Genomic DNA, 15,975 nt, shown 5'->3' on the forward strand with positions numbered 1-15,975 from the left:
CACGCACCGCGTTCTCAGGGAGGAACATCATCGACGACACCGTCACCGACTCGTCCACCGGCAGCGAGCGCACCGTCGCGCAGGTCGGTGAATTCGACGTGATCGCTCGCGCCGTGGCAGACCGTGTGCAGCCACCGTCGACCATCGTCGGGCCGGGTGACGACGCAGCCGTCGTCGCCGCGTCCGACGGTCGGATCGCGGCGTCGACCGATATGTTGGTGCACGGCAGGCACTTTCGGCTCGACTGGTCGAGTCCGATACAGATCGGGCGCAAGTCGATCGCGCAGAACGGCGCGGACATCGCCGCAATGGGCGCGCAGTGCTCGGGTTTTCTCGTCTCTCTCGGATGCCCGGCCGACACGCCGGTGAGCGTGACCGACGGCCTCAACGAGGGCATGTGGCTCGAGGCGGTCGCTGCTGGATCGGCCATCGTCGGCGGCGATGTGGTGCAGTCGCCGGAGCTGGTGATCTCGATCACCGCGCTCGGCGACCTTCAGGGCCGGGCCCCGGTTCTTCGATCGGGGGCGCGTGCCGGTGACGTGATCGCGTACGCGGGACGGCTCGGCTGGTCGGCGGCCGGACTCGCCCTCCTGCTCGGCGACAGGGACAGAACCGGCCACGACGCCGTGGTGGACGCGCACCGAGTGCCCGTCCCTCCGTATCGCGCCGGGATCGACGCGGCAGAGGCGGGAGCGACCTCTCTCACCGACGTCTCCGACGGCCTGTTGGCCGATCTCGGTCACATCGCCGACGCGTCGGGCGTTCTGCTGGACGTCGATCCCGACCTGCTGGACATCCCGGTCGAAGTGCGTTCGGCCGCAACACTGATGGGTCACGATCCGCTGGATTGGGTGCTCACCGGAGGCGAGGATCACGCTCTCGTCGGCACCTTCCCCGATACCGCAGGCGTTCCCCGGGGATGGACGGTGATCGGCCGTGTCCAGCACGGCGGTGACGGACAGAGCCCGCGAGTGACGGTCGGCGGACGCCCCCATTCGGGTAGATCGGGATGGTCGAGTTTCGAGGGCGAGTGAACGCGGTCGGGTTCATCGGGTCGGCTAAGTTGCAGAGATGGCTATCTACGCACTCGGTGATCGCGAACCCGACATCCACCCCGACGCCTACGTCCATCCCGACGCCGTCGTCATCGGAGCGGTGACTCTGGCGGCCGGATCGTCGGTGTGGCCCACTGCCGTTCTGCGGGCCGATTACGGCACCATTTCGATTGGCGAGGGCACCAACGTGCAGGACGGGACCGTGGTGCACTGCACCCCGATCGACGCAACGGTCATCGGTTCCGGGTGCGTACTGGGCCACAACGCGCACGTCGAGGGTGCGACCATCGGGAACAACTGCCTCATCGCCTCGGGCTCGGTGGTATTGAACGGCTCGAAGATCGGTGCCGGTTCGATCGTGGGAGCAGGCGCAGTGGTGCCGTTCAAGTTCGTCGTTCCCGAACGCTCCATGGCGCTGGGGGTTCCGGCGAAAATTCGCGAGGGGTACGAGGTTCCCGAAGGGCATGTCGACATCAACGTGCAGATGTACTCGGCCAACGCCGCGTACTACCGCGACGCGCTGCGCCGGATCGATCGGTGACGCCGCGTCCGCTCGCCGAGAGCGTCGAATCGGGGTGGGCGGCCGCCCTTGCACCGGTCGAGTCGAATGTTGCTGCCATGGGCGACTTCCTACGGGCAGAACTCGCCGCAGGCCGTCATTACCTCCCCGCCGGCGAGAACGTACTGCGCGCTTTCCGCCACCCCTTCGATGGAGTTCGCGTCCTCATCGTCGGTCAGGATCCGTATCCGACGCCGGGACACGCAGTGGGGCTGAGCTTTTCCGTTGCCCCGGATGTGCGACCCGTACCGCGCAGTCTGAGCAACATCTTCAAGGAGTACTCGGACGATCTGGGGTTGCCCACGCCCAGCAACGGTGATCTGACACCCTGGGCGGACCGCGGGGTGATGCTGCTCAACAGGGTGCTCACCGTAGAGCCGGGTCAGGCTGCGTCGCACCGGAAGAAGGGGTGGGAAGCGGTGACCGAGCAAGCAATTCGTGCACTCGTCGCCCGGGCCGAGAATCCCGACGCGCCCGGACTGGTCGCCGTTCTGTGGGGACGTGACGCGGCGAGCCTGAAGCCGATGCTCGGATCGGTGCCCTACATCGAATCCGCGCACCCGTCTCCGCTGTCCGCGTCACGCGGATTCTTCGGATCCAAGCCTTTCAGCCGTGTCAACGAATTGTTGGTCGAGGGGGGAGACGAACCGATCGACTGGACGCTGCCGTGATCGAATCAGGAGAAGTCGGGCCGACGCTTCTCGACGAACGCGTCGACGCCTTCACGTCCGGCAGGTGACGACGCGGATGAGGAAATCGAGGCGGCTTCGGCGTCCAACTGCTGTGTCAGCGTGACCGATTCGGCGGCCCGCAGCAGAGTCTTGATTCCCTGATACGCCGACGTCGGCCCGACGGCAAGGGTTCGCGCCAGGCGCTCGGCCTCGCTGTCGACGATGTCGTCGCCCACCAGGCGGCTGAGAATCCCGAGACGAACTGCCTCCTCGCCGTTGATGATCGAGTCGTTGAGAAGGATATCCATAGCGCGCCCCGAACCGACGATTCGGGGGAGTGTCCACGACATGCCACCGTCCGGAGTGAAACCGATCGAGGGATACGCGGGGCGAAGCTTGGTCGACGGCCCGCCGATGGCGATGTCGGTGAGGCAGACCAGGCTCATTCCTGCACCGGCAGCCCAACCGTGCACACCGGCCACGACCGGGACGCTGACGGTGGCCAATTCACGAACGAAGGCGTGGAACGTGTCGGCGACAGAACCGACGAAGGCGCCCCGATCGGCCGCACCGGCGAAATCGCGAACATTGCCACCTGCGCAGAAATTCGGCCCTCGACCGATGAGCAGGACGCTTCCGATCGCGGTGCTGCCGTCGTTGACGGAGCTCAGAGCCGCGGTGCCGTCGGCGATACCCTCCAGGTCGAGCGACGCACCGCCGGCGTCGGTGGCGACGACGATGCGCAGTACACCGTCCTCGATGCGGACCTTGCTGGAAATGTCGGCGTCCGAATAAGTCACGTTCCGGACTCTAACCGACGTCGTGATTCCGCCGTGGGGCCGCGGTGCCTCGGTACGGATCCGCGATCCCGCTTCCGGCACTTACCGGCTGTGTAACAGAACGGAACGGAACGGGCCGGAAGCACGAACGACTGTGCCCCGCCTCCGAAAATCGGGGGCGGGGCACAGTGCTCGCACGCAGTCGAGGCCGTGGAGGAAATCGAAGAGCGAGGCCGAAATCAGCCCCGGACCACCTTGCCTGCCTTCAAGCAGGAGGTGCACACGTTCATGCGCTTGGAGTTACCAGGCGCAACCTGAGCGTGAACGGTCTGGATATTCGGGTTCCAACGACGGTTGGTCCGTCGGTGCGAGTGCGAGACCGACTTACCGAAGCCGGGCCCCTTGGCGCATACGTCGCAGACGGCAGCCATAGTCGCGAACTCCTTGATAGATGTTGATCGATACATGTGGTCGAAGACATCGAAACGAACTACGAGCAGATGCAAGGATTGCAATGCGTGAAGATCGCCTCGAGGCAACCCTGCAAGAATAGCGGCGCGGCCCGCAATCACCAAACCGCCACGGCAGACGCTGCGTGAGGGCTCACGGACGGCGCGCCACCGATCATGCCCGACTAAGCTTCGGGCACTGTCCGCGAGGGAGTTCGGACCAGGTAGCGGATGTGACGCGGGGGGAGGCTGCTCGACGTGGTCGACGTTCTCGAATCGATCGATGCGGCGGCCCTACGACGGTGGGCCTACCGCTGTGTCGATTCCTTGACCGCGCGGTGCGACGAGATCGATGCACTCAACGTGTTCCCCATTCCCGATTCGGACACCGGCACCAATCTCATGTTCACCTTCCGTGCCGCGGTGGAGTCGATGCGCGCAGCCGGGCCCACTGCGGACGCCCGCGCCATCGGGCGGGCACTGGCCGTGGGGGCGGTCGCGGGCGCGCGGGGCAACTCGGGAGTGATCGTGTCGCAGCTGTTGCGCGCCGTTGCCGAGGCCTCAGCAGACGGCCCGCTCGACACGGTGTCGATCCAGGCGATGCTGCGACGCGCGAAAGTCCTGGTCGCAGCAGCAGTGAGCGTTCCCGTCGAGGGCACGATGCTCACGGTTCTGGACGCCGCCGATCGGGAGGCCTCCGCCCACGACGCCAACGTCGGCCTCTCGACGCTGGTGGTCGACATCGCCGAGGCCACCGCTCGGGCTGTCGACAGCACGACGGACCAACTCGCTGAACTCCGCGAGGCGGGAGTGGTGGACGCAGGCGCTCTCGGTCTCTCGGTGATCATCGATGCCCTCGTGGAGGTGGTCATCGGCCGCACCCCGCCGCGCCGGCGTTACCGTCGCCCACACGAGCACGAACGCCGGGCGGTGACCGGTGCGTCGAACGTTTCGTCGGAGTGCGGCGGTGCACCCGAGAGTGTGTCGGGGTACCGGTCGAGTCGCCCTCTCGGGTACGAGGTGGTCTACGTCGTGCACGGCCCGAACGACGCGAGGGCGGCGAAACTTCGACGCGATCTGGCCGACATCGGAGACTCCGTCGTGGTCGCCGGAGACGGTTCCGGGGCATGGTCCGCCCATGTTCACACCACCGACCCCGGCAGTGCCGTCGATCTCGGCATCGCAGCCGGAGACGTTCGCGGAGTGCGTATCTCGTGTTTCGGATTCTCCGAGTTCGACGCAGCGGTGAGCCCCCGGGCGCACGACGAAGCAGCGTTGTCGGTGGGTCGCGATATTTTGGCGCTGGTGGCCGGTGAGGGTGCCGCGGATCTCTACGTTCAGGAAGGCGCGACGGTGGTGCGGTGCGACGAGGCGATCGACTCCTCGGTGCTGCATCGTGCGATCGTCGGGATGAAGCACCGCGAGGTGTTGGTGTTGCCGAACGGCGCGTTGTCCGCGCAGGAACTGGTTGCCGTCGGCGCAGCAGCCCGAGCGGACGGCAAAGACGTGGTGATGTTGCCGTGCTCGGCCATGGTGCAGGGTTTGGCCGCGCTCGCGGTGCACGATGCAGCGAGGGCTGCGGTCGACGATGCATTCACGATGTCCGAGGCGGCGGCGGGCACGAGATGGGGATCTCTGCGTATCGCGCGGGAGCGATCGCTGACGTGGGTCGGCACGTGTGAGCCGGGCGACTGCATCGGGCTCGCGGGGCAGGAAGTGGTGATCGTCGCCGCTCGTCCGCTCGATGCGGGGTGTCGGTTGATCGATCAGCTCCTGGCGACGGGCGGGGAGATGGTGACAGTGCTCGTCGGTGCCGAGGCCTCGGAGGATTTCGGCGATCAGTTGGCCGAGTACGTGGCGGGCGCACACCCCGGGGTCGACGTGGTGGTCTATACAGGTGGGCAGCCGGGGGATCTCGTGCAATTCGGAGTGGAATAGGGAATCTCGGACAATGGCAACGTTGGTGGACCGGCTCGATCACGTCCTCGGAGCCGCGGCGACGCCGCTGGCCGACGTCTTCGGTATTCACACCGTCGAGGATCTGCTTCGGCACTATCCGCACCGCTACATGACGCACGGTTCGGAGCTGGGGGAGAAGGAGCCGCCCGAGGGCGAGCACATCACCATCGTCGCGACGGTCGAGTCCGCGACGCTGCGGTCGATGAAGAACCGCAACGGCCAGTTCCTCGCGGTGACACTCGCCGCCGACGGACAGCGCATCGAAGCCACCTTCTTCAGTCCGCACAAGCTCAAGCATGTGGTGGTGCCGGGGCGACGCGGGATGTTCTCCGGCAAGGTCAAGTACTTCGGCAAGCGGTGGAATCTCACGCACCCCAGCTACGTGATTCTCGGTGGCGACGACAACGACGGTGCCGTCGTGCCCGCAGGTCGAATCGTCGGCGGCGGCACCCTGGCCGGACTCGCTCGTGGCTCGGTCGATTCCTCCGGAGCCGTCGACATGTCGGTGTTCGATCGAGCATTCGTGCCCATCTACCCGGCCGCGAAGGACGTCGAGAGCTGGACGTTCATGCGCTGCGTGCGGCAGGTGCTCGACCAACTCGACGCAGTGGTCGATCCGCTGCCCGAGTCGGTACGTGCGCAGCGCGGTCTCGTCGACATCGACACCGCACTGCGGTCGATCCATTTCCCGGACACCGCACAGGACAAGGACTCCGCGCGCGAGCGGCTCAAGTTCGACGAGGCGCTCGCCGTTCAACTCGTCCTCGCCGACCGCCGACGCGACGCATCCACCCGGGTGGCAGCGCGATGCCCACCTATCACCGACGGTATCGCGGCGGAGTTCGATCGGCGTCTTCCGTTCGAGTTGACGGCCGGTCAGCACCAGGTCGCGGCCGAGATCGCCCACGATCTGTCGGCACCGCATCCGATGTCGCGGCTGCTGCAGGGTGAGGTCGGCTCGGGTAAGACGATCGTCGCGTTGCGGGCGATGCTGCAGGTCATCGACGCCGGACACCAGTGCGCGTTGCTGGCACCGACGGAGGTGCTCGCCTCCCAACATGCGCGTTCGATTCGCTCGATGCTCGGAAGCCTCGCAGCCGGTGGGGAACTCGGATCGCACGAGCTGGCGACCAAGGTCGCCTTGTTGACCGGCTCGATGTCCACTGCGGCCAAGCGGTCCGCGTTGCTCGATGCGGTCACCGGTGACGCAGGCATCGTGATCGGTACCCACGCCCTGATCGAGGACCGAGTGGAGTTCCTCGATCTCGCGATGGTCGTCGTCGACGAGCAGCACAGGTTCGGTGTCGAGCAACGAGATGCGTTGCGCGCGAAAGCTCGCGACAACACCAGTCCGCACTTGCTGGTGATGACCGCCACCCCCATCCCGCGCACCATCGCGATGTCGACCCTCGGCGACCTCGAGACGTCGGTGCTCACCGAACTGCCCCGCGGCAGATCGCCCATCGTCAGCAACGTGGTGCCCGCCAGGAGCAAACCGGGCTGGGTCGATCGAGCGTGGCAGCGTATTCACGAGGAAGTGGCAGCAGGTCGGCAGGCGTACGTGGTGTGCTCCCGCATCGGTGACGACGAGGACACCGAGACCGGGAAGAAGAGCGCTGCGAAGAAGAAGAGCGCGAGCGCGGAGGACGGCCCCGAGACGACCGCTGCGGTGGACCTGTACGAGACCCTCTCCTCCGGGCCGATGCACGATCTGCGCGTGGGGCTGCTGCACGGACGATTGTCGGGGGACGACAAGGACATCACCATGTCCGAGTTCAACTCCGGCGAGATCGACGTCCTGGTCTGCACCACGGTGGTCGAAGTGGGAGTGGACGTTCCCAACGCGACGGTCATGGTCATCGTGGACGCGGATCGATTCGGCGTGAGCCAACTGCATCAGTTGCGAGGCCGAATCGGCCGAGGCGGGCACCAGGGCCTGTGCATCATGATCAGCTATCTCAGCCCCGCGGGCGGCTCCTTCGCCCGGCTCGAGGCGGTGGCAGCGACCAACGACGGTTTCGAGTTGGCCAAGCTGGACCTGGCCACTCGTCGCGAGGGCGACGTTCTCGGTGCCGCACAGTCGGGCACGGTCAGCGGGTTGCGACTGCTCTCGTTCATCGACGACGAGGACATCATCGCCGACGCGCAGGACTGCGCACGATCGCTGTTCGCGCGGGACCCGTCGCTGGCGAACGATCCCGGCATCGCGTCGATGATGCGGTCGGCCTGGAGATCGGATCGAGTCGACTACCTGCAGAAGTCCTGACGGGGCCGGAGTGGAGCCTGCAGGAACGACCGGGGAAGGCAGGAGTGGAGCCTGCAGGAACGATCGGGGAAGGCAGGAGTGGAGCCTGCAGGAACGACAGGGGAAGGCAGGAGTGGAGCCTGCAGGAACGACCGGGAACGATCGGGAACGGCCGTCGGGACGCACTGCACCGTTTCAGAGGGCCGATTCGACCAATTCGTCTCGAATGGTGAGATCAGTACACCTCGGTGGCTCACTCTGCCGGGTAAGTTGAGCCAATGTTCTCCAAAGTTTTGGTTGCCAACCGCGGTGAAATCGCTATCCGCGCCTTCCGCGCCTCCTACGAACTCGGTGCCTCGACCGTTGCGGTGTTCCCGTTCGAGGACCGGAACTCGGTGCACCGGACGAAGGCCGACGAGGCGTATCAGATCGGGGAGAAGGGTCATCCCGTTCGCGCGTATCTCTCGGTCGACGAGATCGTGGCCGCTGCCAAGCGCAGCGGTGCGGACGCGGTGTACCCCGGATACGGATTCCTTTCCGAGAACCCGGATCTGGCCGCCGCGTGCGCCGAGGTGGGCATCACCTTCGTCGGCCCGTCGGCCGACGTGCTCGAACTGACCGGCAACAAGGCGCGGGCCATCGCGGCAGCCAAGGCGGCGGGACTTCCTGTGCTGGCGTCGTCGGAACCGTCGTCCGACGTGGACGAGCTCGTCGCGGCGTCCGAGACCATGACGTTTCCGTTGTTCGTCAAGGCGGTCGCCGGTGGCGGCGGTCGCGGCATGCGTCGGGTGGCCGAGCCCGAGCAGCTGCGCGAATCCATCGAAGCTGCTGCGCGCGAAGCGGAATCGGCCTTCGGTGATCCGACGGTGTTCCTCGAACAGGCCGTGATCGATCCTCGGCACATCGAGGTTCAGATCCTCGCCGACGGCCAGGGCAACGTGGTGCACCTGTTCGAGCGCGACTGCAGTGTGCAGCGTCGGCATCAGAAGGTCATCGAGCTCGCTCCGGCTCCCAATCTGCCCGAAGGATTGCGAGAGAAGATCTGCGCCGATGCCGTGGCGTTCGCGAAGCAGATCGAGTACTCGTGTGCCGGTACCGTCGAGTTCCTGCTCGACACCCGCGGCAATCACGTCTTCATCGAGATGAACCCTCGAATCCAGGTGGAGCACACCGTCACCGAAGAGGTGACCGATGTGGATCTGGTGCAGTCCCAGCTGCGGATCGCCTCGGGGGAGACGCTCGCGGATCTGGGTCTGCAGCAGGAGAACATCGTGTTGCGCGGTGCGGCGCTGCAGTGCCGCATCACCACCGAGGATCCGGCGAACGGATTCCGTCCGGACGTCGGGCGCATCACTGCATACCGCACGCCGGGCGGTGCCGGAGTGCGTCTCGACGGCGGAACCACGTTGGGTGCCGAGGTCGGGGCCTACTTCGACTCCATGCTCGTCAAGCTCACCTGCCGTGGCCGTGATTTCGACACCGCTGTGGCTCGTGCCCGACGAGCGTTGGCGGAGTTCAGGATTCGCGGTGTGGCCACGAACATTCCGTTCCTGCAAGCGGTTCTGGTCGATCCCGACTTCACGGCCGGTCGCGTCACCACCTCGTTCATCGAGGAGCGCCCCGAACTGCTCACCTCGCGATCCTCGGGCGACCGCGGCACGAAGATCCTCGCCTACCTCGCCGATGTGACGGTCAACAAGCCGCACGGCGAGCGTCCGTCTCCGGTGTACCCGCACGACAAGCTCCCCCCGGTCGACTTCTCGGCACCGATTCCCGACGGTTCGCGGCAGCGTCTGCTGGCGCTCGGACCCGAGGGCTTCGCTCGCGATCTGCGGAACCAGAAGGCTCTCGGCGTCACCGACACCACGTTCCGTGACGCACATCAGTCGTTGTTGGCGACGCGAGTGCGGACGAGCGGACTGCTCGGCGTCGCCCCGTACGTGGCGCGCACGACGCCGCAGTTGCTCTCGATCGAGGCGTGGGGCGGTGCCACCTACGACGTGGCACTGCGATTCCTGCACGAGGATCCGTGGGAGCGACTGGCGAGCCTGCGAGAGGCCGTGCCCAACATCGCAATTCAGATGTTGCTGCGCGGCAGGAACACCGTCGGCTACACCCCGTATCCGGAGAAGGTGACCCGCAGCTTCGTTGCCGAGGCCACCGACACCGGCATCGACATCTTCCGAATCTTCGACGCGCTCAACAATGTCGATCAGATGCGTCCGGCCATCGATGCCGTGCGCGAGACCGGCACGGCGCTCGCCGAGGTGGCACTGAGCTACACCGGTGATCTGTCGAACCCGAACGAGAACCTCTACACCCTCGACTACTACCTGAAGTTGGCCGAGCAGATCGTCGACGCGGGCGCGCACGTGCTCGCGATCAAGGACATGGCAGGACTGCTTCGCGCACCCGCAGCCAAGACCCTGGTGACGGCGCTGCGCTCGAATTTCGATCTACCCGTCCACGTCCACACGCACGACACCCCCGGTGGGCAGCTCGCGACGTACCTGGCGGCCTGGGAGGCCGGGGCGGACGCCGTCGACGGTGCCAGTGCGGCGATGGCAGGCACCACCAGCCAGCCCGCGTTGTCTGCGATCGTTGCGGCGGCGGCACACACCGAGCGCGACACCGGTCTGAATCTGCAGGCCGTCTGCGACCTGGAGCCGTACTGGGAAGCCGTGCGAAAGGTGTACGCGCCGTTCGAGTCCGGGCTGCCGGCACCGACGGGTCGCGTCTACACCCACGAGATTCCAGGTGGACAGCTCTCGAATCTACGGCAGCAGGCGATTTCGCTCGGGCTCGGTGATCGGTTCGAGACCGTCGAGGCCAATTACGCTGCAGCCGACCGCATGTTGGGCCGCCTGACCAAGGTGACCCCGAGTTCGAAGGTCGTCGGCGACCTGGCTCTGGCTCTGGTCGGTGCAGGTGCGTCCGCCGAGGAGTTCGCCGAGAACCCCGGTCGTTACGACATCCCCGATTCGGTGATCGGCTTCTTGCGCGGCGATCTGGGTACGCCTGCGGGCGGATGGCCGGAACCGTTGCGTACGAAGGCGCTGGAGGGGCGCGGCGAGGGCAAGCCGGTGACACCACTCACCGAGGAGGACGAGAAGAGCCTCGACGGAACGTCGGCTCAGCGCCGCGAGACTCTCAACCGTCTGCTGTTCCCCGGTCCCACAGCCGAACTCGCTGCTCATCGCGAGAAGTACGGCGATACGACGCGGCTGTCGGCCAATCAGTTCTTCTACGGCCTGCGGCAGGGCGAGGAGCATCGGGTGGCACTGGAGAAGGGCGTCGAACTGCTCATCGGGCTCGAGGCTATCTCCGACCCCGACGAGCGCGGGATGCGTACCGTGATGTGCATTCTCAACGGACAGTTGCGTCCTGTCTCGGTGCGTGACCGGTCCATCTCGAGTGAGGCACCCACTGTCGAGAAGGCGGACCGATCGAATTCCGGTCATATCCCGGCACCGTTCGCCGGTGTCGTGACGCTCTCCGTCGAAGAGGGACAGAAGATCTCGGCCGGTGACACCGTCGCCACGATCGAGGCCATGAAGATGGAGGCCGCGATCACTGCACCTCGCGGTGGAACCGTGACCCGTCTGGCGATCTCGGGCGTGCAGCAGGTGGAGGGCGGCGATCTGCTCGTCGTCATCGGTGGGGGGTCGACGGGCGAAGAGGCCGGCAGCGAATGACGCGGATCGTGGCGGGTGTCGCGGGCGGTCGACGTTTGTCGGTACCCGGCCAGGGCACCCGCCCCACCTCCGAGCGAGTGCGCGAGGCGCTGTTCAGCTCCCTGGAGAGTCGGATGGAACTGGGTGGTGCCGCGGTGCTGGACTTGTTCGCGGGATCGGGGGCACTGGGGCTCGAGGCACTCTCGCGCGGCGCGTCGTCGGCGGTGTTGGTCGAGTCGGACGCCCGAGCGGCAGCGGTGGTGCGAAAGAACATCGAATCCGTGGGTCTGCCCGGTGCGTCGGTCCGGTGTGCCCCGGTGGCCTCGGTACTGGCCGGGGCCGCGGACGCGGCGTACGACCTGGTGTTGGCCGACCCGCCGTATGCCGTCACCGACACCGCCGTCGCCGGTCTGCTGGACAGGCTCGTCACCGGGGGGTGGCTCACCCCCGACGCGGTCGTCGTCCTCGAGCGCTCGTCGCGGTCGCCGGAGACCCGATGGCCGACCGGACTCGTTCCGGAGAAGTCGAAGAAGTACGGCGAGAGTCGAATCGAGATCGCGGCACGCGCGTGACGGGTGAGCCCGGGATCGGCTGATAGGTTCGCGGGCATGACTGGCGCACTCTGCCCTGGATCCTTCGACCCGGTGACCCTCGGTCACCTCGACATCTTCGAGCGCGCAGCCGCCGCCTTCGACGAGGTGGTGGTCACGGTGATGGTGAACAAGAGCAAGAAGGGCATGTTCAGCATCGACGAGCGGATCGAGATGCTCGAGGTCGCCACGGAGCATCTGCCCAACGTCAGAATCGGTTCGTGGTACGGCTTGTTGGTCGATTATGCTCGGCAAGAAGGCTTTTCGGCGATCGTCAAAGGTCTGCGCAGTGCCAACGACTTCGATTACGAGTTGCAGATGGCGCAGATGAACAGAACGTTGACCGGTGTGGACACGCTGTTTCTTCCGGCGAATCCTGCGCACAGCTTCCTGTCGAGTTCGTTGATCAAGGAGGTCGCGACCTTCGGGGGAGACGTCACCGGCATGCTGCCGCCGTTCGTTCAGGACCGACTGCTGGCCCGTATCGCCGAGCGGGCGGCAGACTAGTTCGAGGAGCGACACACCGGGCCGGTATAGCGCAGACGCGCGCGTCGGCGGGCAGACTGGGTAGCGCAGCACTGCGAGTGAAGACCGCGCAGTGGCAGATTCGACGATTGGGGTAACCGGTGTACCGCGTATTCGAGGCGCTCGACGAGCTCGTCGCCATTGTCGAGGAGGCGCGCGGCGTTCCGATGACTGCCGGGTGTGTCGTCCCTCGCGGCGACGTCCTGGAACTGCTCGACGACGTCCGAGACGCCATCCCCGGCGAGCTGGACGACGCCCAGGACGTACTGGACCATCGCGACAAGCTCGTCGGCGATGCCAGGGCCACCGCGGAGAAGACGGTGAGCACCGCCAATGCCGAGGCCCAGGACACGGTCGAGAACGCCAGGGATTCGGCCGATCGCATTCTCGCCGACGCCAAGGCTCAGGCGGATCGCATGGTGTCCGAGGCGTCGGCGCACGCCGACCAGCTCGTGGCCGATGCCGAGGCAGAAGCAGAGCGCACGGTGCTGGAAGGCCAGCGTGAGTACGAGGCACTGACCGTTCGCGCCCGCACCGAAGCCGATCGGATGATCGAGTCCGGTACGGCGTCGTACGAGCGGTCGGTCGCAGACGGCACCGCCGAACAGAACCGTCTCGTGTCGGAAACCGAGGTCGTTCAGGCGGCCCACGCCGAGTCGGCTCGGGTGATCGACAGCGCGCACGCCGAATCGGATCGGATGCGCAGCGAGTGCGACGTCTACGTCGACACCAAGCTGGCAGAGTTCGAGGAGTTCCTCAGCGGCACCATCCGTTCGGTGGGCCGTGGGCGTCAGCAACTGCGAACCGGCTCGGGTGTACCGGAATACGGCAGCGAGCCGTACGGCGAATCGGCGTACGGAAGCCCGGAGCAGGGGCGTCGAAGCCGCCACTGAACGGCAGCAATTTGCCCTCGTATGCGTGTATGCGTATCGTTGTGAGGTTGCTTACCGACAGTAGGCATACCGACAGTAAGGAAGATCAGCCGTGCCCCCGCCCAATAGAACGACCCGTCCGGAATTGGACGACGGATTCGTTCTGGACATTCTCAACCTCGGTCGTCGACCCGGGTCTACGAAGGCCATCGAGCGGACGGTTCCGGCTCCTTCCCGAATCGGCCTCGATGCCATTGCCATCGAAGCCGGTGTACCGGTCTCGCTCGATCTGCAGTTGCAGGCGGTCTCGGAGGGCGTTCTCGTCACCGGCTCCGTACGAGCAGCCACGGCCGGAGAGTGCACACGGTGCCTCGACCCGGTCAGTGGCAACGTCGACGTCTACCTGACCGAGTTGTTCGCTTACCCGAACAGCATCACCGAGGAGACCACCGATGCGGACGAGATTCACCGCATCGCCGACGACCTGATAGACCTCGAACCCGTCATCGTCGACGCGGTCGGTCTGGAGCTTCCACTCCACCCCGTCTGCAGTGACGAGTGCGAGGGATTGTGCCCAGAATGCGGCGTTCGCCTGGCGATTGCTGAATCCGGCCACTCTCACGATACAATTGATCCTCGCTGGGCTGGTCTTGCAGCCAAATTTGGCGTGGATCCAGAACCGAGCACAGAACTTGTGAACAACGAAGCCGAGGAGAAGTAAGTGGCTGTCCCGAAGCGCAAAATGTCGCGTTCCAACACGAGGTCGCGTCGTGCACAGTGGAAAACCACTGCGCCCACCCTCGTGACGTGCCCCAACCGCGGTTGTGGCGAGAAGACCTTGCCCCACATCGCGTGCCCCTCGTGCGGCACCTACAAGGGCCGCCAGGTCGTCGCAGCGGTCTGATTTCCGCTTACGTGACACACGAAGTAGTGGATCGGCACAACAGCGGTTCACAGAAGAATAGCTCCACTGCCGTCAGCGGCGGGGACGACCGAGAGTCGCTCCTCGCCGCTATCGGTGTTTCCCTGTCGGAACCGTTGTTGACATTGGCTCTGACGCACCGATCGTTCGCGTACGAACACGGTGGTCTGCCGACCAACGAGCGTCTCGAGTTCCTGGGGGATTCCGTCCTCGGTCTTGCTGTCACCGAGCACCTCTACGCGGTGCACCCCGCGAAGTCCGAAGGTCAGCTGGCCAAGATCAGGGCGAGCGTGGTCAACATGCATGCCCTGGCCGAGGTCGCGCGTGGACTCGGCGACGGCGGCCTGGGTCGCCACCTGCTGTTGGGCAAAGGTGAGGAGCAGACCGGTGGACGCGACAAGCCGAGCATCCTTGCCGACGGCATGGAGTCGTTGCTCGGTGCAATTCACCTGCAGCACGGCATCGACGTTGCGCGCACCGTCGTTCTGACGTTGTTCGCAGGCCTCCTCGACCGGGCTCCCAAGCTCGGTGCAGGACTGGACTGGAAGACGAGCCTCCAGGAATTGACCGCCGAACGTGCACTCGGCGTTCCCGCGTACGAAATCTCGTCCACCGGGCCCGATCACGACAAGGAATTCACTGCGACCGTGCTGGTCGGTGGATTCCCCCGCGGCGTCGGTATCGGCCGATCGAAGAAGGAAGCCGAACAGAAGGCTGCCAGTCTGGCGTGGAATGCGTTGTCGGACAACGACACTGCGATTCCGGCCGAGTCGGCCCCAGACCCTTCCTGATGCCGGAACTACCCGAGGTCGAGGTCGTCAGGCTCGGTCTGGAATCTCATGTCGTCGGCAAAACGATGCGGTCGGTGGAAGTATTGCACCCCCGCGCCGTGCGGCGTCACGATCTCGGTGGTCTCGATCTGATCGGCCAGCTGCGCGGTCGACGCATCTCCTCAGCTCGACGGCGCGGAAAATACCTCTGGCTGGTGATGGAACCCGGCGATTTCGCGACCGTCGTGCACCTGGGTATGAGCGGGCAGATGCTGGTGCAGCCGCCGTCCGCCCCGGACGAGAAGCACCTGCGGATTCGTGCTCGACTCGACGACGGCACCGATCTGCGCTTCGTCGATCAGCGCACGTTCGGCGGCTGGGCACTCGCCCCGATCGTCACCGTGGACGGCACCGAGGTACCCGAACCGGTCGCACACATTGCCCGCGATCCGATCGATCCACTGTTCGACGCCGAATCGGTGGTGAACGTGTTGCGCGGCAAGCACACCGAGATCAAGCGGGCACTGCTCGATCAGACCGTGCTCTCGGGCGTGGGCAACATCTATGCCGACGAGGCACTGTGGCGTGCGAAGATTCACGGCAATCGAATCGCGGAGACTCTGACACGGCCGGCGCTGCGGCGCCTTCTCACCGCGGTGCACGCGGTGATGGGGGAGGCCCTGGCACAGGGTGGAACCTCGTTCGACGCGCTGTACGTGAACGTCAACGGACAATCCGGCTACTTCGATCGATCCCTCGACGCCTACGGGCAGGAGGGCCTGCCCTGCTCGCGATGCGGAGCCCCGATCAGACGCGAGAAGTTCATGAATCGCTCGTCGTTCAGCTGCCCCACCTGCCAGCCGCGACCCCGACACGTGCGCGGCTGACAGGGAACAAATTGTTCC

At 65.8% G+C, this 15,975-nt stretch carries 15 protein-coding genes; 13 read left to right on the plus strand and 2 right to left on the minus strand.

From position 1 onward, the window contains the following. Positions 1 to 29 precede the first annotated feature (29 nt). The 3 genes from R3P93_RS02895 to R3P93_RS02905 are packed head-to-tail and all read left to right on the plus strand — an operon-like array spanning position 30 to position 2,285. Positions 30 to 1,034, plus strand: coding sequence for a thiamine-phosphate kinase (locus tag R3P93_RS02895; protein WP_082898648.1), 1,005 nt, complete (start codon positions 30 to 32; stop codon positions 1,032 to 1,034). 37 nt (positions 1,035 to 1,071) lie between these two features. After that, positions 1,072 to 1,596: a gamma carbonic anhydrase family protein gene (locus R3P93_RS02900; protein ID WP_094642234.1), complete on the plus strand. Its 525-nt coding sequence runs from the start codon at positions 1,072 to 1,074 to the stop codon at positions 1,594 to 1,596. Next, complete coding sequence (locus R3P93_RS02905; RefSeq protein ID WP_094642232.1) at positions 1,593 to 2,285, plus strand: uracil-DNA glycosylase; 693 nt, start codon at positions 1,593 to 1,595, stop codon at positions 2,283 to 2,285. The genes R3P93_RS02900 and R3P93_RS02905 overlap by 4 nt, the downstream gene beginning before the upstream one ends. 5 nt (positions 2,286 to 2,290) lie before the next feature. Here R3P93_RS02905 and R3P93_RS02910 read toward each other — a convergent pair whose 3' ends face one another. Together R3P93_RS02910 and rpmB are read right to left on the minus strand one after the other, a co-directional pair. Beyond that, entirely contained in the window at positions 2,291 to 3,085 is a 795-nt protein-coding gene (locus R3P93_RS02910) for an enoyl-CoA hydratase/isomerase family protein (RefSeq protein ID WP_317532367.1), read from the minus strand. Between the two features lie 218 nt (positions 3,086 to 3,303). Continuing rightward, positions 3,304 to 3,495: a 50S ribosomal protein L28 gene (gene rpmB, locus R3P93_RS02915; protein ID WP_008717389.1), complete on the minus strand. Its 192-nt coding sequence runs from the start codon at positions 3,493 to 3,495 to the stop codon at positions 3,304 to 3,306. A gap of 276 nt (positions 3,496 to 3,771) precedes the next feature. Between rpmB and R3P93_RS02920 the strand changes: the two genes are divergently transcribed. From R3P93_RS02920 to mutM, 10 genes are all read left to right on the plus strand, one after another. Next, the gene (locus R3P93_RS02920; RefSeq protein WP_317532368.1) at positions 3,772 to 5,451 is read left to right on the plus strand and encodes a DAK2 domain-containing protein; all 1,680 of its coding nucleotides are present in this window, start codon (positions 3,772 to 3,774) and stop codon (positions 5,449 to 5,451) included. A 13-nt stretch (positions 5,452 to 5,464) separates the two neighbouring features. Beyond that, the gene (gene recG / locus R3P93_RS02925; RefSeq protein WP_317532369.1) at positions 5,465 to 7,738 is read left to right on the plus strand and encodes an ATP-dependent DNA helicase RecG; all 2,274 of its coding nucleotides are present in this window, start codon (positions 5,465 to 5,467) and stop codon (positions 7,736 to 7,738) included. 257 nt (positions 7,739 to 7,995) lie between these two features. Next, positions 7,996 to 11,412 carry a pyruvate carboxylase gene (locus R3P93_RS02930; RefSeq protein WP_317532370.1) on the plus strand — a complete coding sequence of 1,139 codons (3,417 nt, stop codon included), beginning with the start codon at positions 7,996 to 7,998 and terminating at the stop codon, positions 11,410 to 11,412. Then, positions 11,409 to 11,963 (plus strand): 16S rRNA (guanine(966)-N(2))-methyltransferase RsmD, encoded by a 555-nt coding sequence (gene rsmD / locus R3P93_RS02935; protein ID WP_094642226.1) that lies wholly within the window; start codon positions 11,409 to 11,411, stop codon positions 11,961 to 11,963. The genes R3P93_RS02930 and rsmD overlap by 4 nt, the downstream gene beginning before the upstream one ends. 36 nt (positions 11,964 to 11,999) lie before the next feature. After that, positions 12,000 to 12,488, plus strand: a complete 489-nt coding sequence (gene coaD / locus R3P93_RS02940) for a pantetheine-phosphate adenylyltransferase (RefSeq protein WP_317532371.1) — start codon at positions 12,000 to 12,002, stop codon at positions 12,486 to 12,488. Positions 12,489 to 12,607: 119 nt separating this feature from the next. After that, positions 12,608 to 13,399, plus strand: a complete 792-nt coding sequence (locus R3P93_RS02945; RefSeq protein WP_094642222.1) for a DivIVA domain-containing protein — start codon at positions 12,608 to 12,610, stop codon at positions 13,397 to 13,399. Positions 13,400 to 13,490: 91 nt separating this feature from the next. Continuing rightward, entirely contained in the window at positions 13,491 to 14,099 is a 609-nt protein-coding gene (locus tag R3P93_RS02950) for a YceD family protein (RefSeq protein ID WP_317532372.1), read from the plus strand. After that, positions 14,100 to 14,282, plus strand: coding sequence for a 50S ribosomal protein L32 (gene rpmF, locus R3P93_RS02955; RefSeq protein ID WP_032397784.1), 183 nt, complete (start codon positions 14,100 to 14,102; stop codon positions 14,280 to 14,282). Positions 14,283 to 14,308: 26 nt separating this feature from the next. Continuing rightward, positions 14,309 to 15,091, plus strand: coding sequence for a ribonuclease III (gene rnc / locus R3P93_RS02960; protein WP_068049558.1), 783 nt, complete (start codon positions 14,309 to 14,311; stop codon positions 15,089 to 15,091). Next, on the plus strand, positions 15,091 to 15,957 hold the full coding sequence (mutM, locus tag R3P93_RS02965) for a bifunctional DNA-formamidopyrimidine glycosylase/DNA-(apurinic or apyrimidinic site) lyase (protein WP_317532373.1): 867 nt from the start codon (positions 15,091 to 15,093) through the stop codon (positions 15,955 to 15,957). The genes rnc and mutM overlap by 1 nt, the downstream gene beginning before the upstream one ends. Positions 15,958 to 15,975: the final 18 nt, after the last annotated feature.

The organism is Rhodococcus cerastii (genome assembly GCF_033042195.1).
GTDB lineage: Bacteria > Actinomycetota > Actinomycetes > Mycobacteriales > Mycobacteriaceae > Rhodococcoides.

Coding starts and splice junctions, on each gene's coding strand:
- recG (WP_317532369.1), top strand. CDS start 5,465: ATGGCAACGTTGGTGGACCGGCTCGATCACGTCCTCGGAGCCGCGGCG.
- R3P93_RS02930 (WP_317532370.1), top strand. CDS start 7,996: ATGTTCTCCAAAGTTTTGGTTGCCAACCGCGGTGAAATCGCTATCCGC.
- rsmD (WP_094642226.1), top strand. CDS start 11,409: ATGACGCGGATCGTGGCGGGTGTCGCGGGCGGTCGACGTTTGTCGGTA.
- coaD (WP_317532371.1), top strand. CDS start 12,000: ATGACTGGCGCACTCTGCCCTGGATCCTTCGACCCGGTGACCCTCGGT.
- rpmB (WP_008717389.1), bottom strand. CDS start 3,495: ATGGCTGCCGTCTGCGACGTATGCGCCAAGGGGCCCGGCTTCGGTAAG.
- mutM (WP_317532373.1), top strand. CDS start 15,091: ATGCCGGAACTACCCGAGGTCGAGGTCGTCAGGCTCGGTCTGGAATCT.
- R3P93_RS02900 (WP_094642234.1), top strand. CDS start 1,072: ATGGCTATCTACGCACTCGGTGATCGCGAACCCGACATCCACCCCGAC.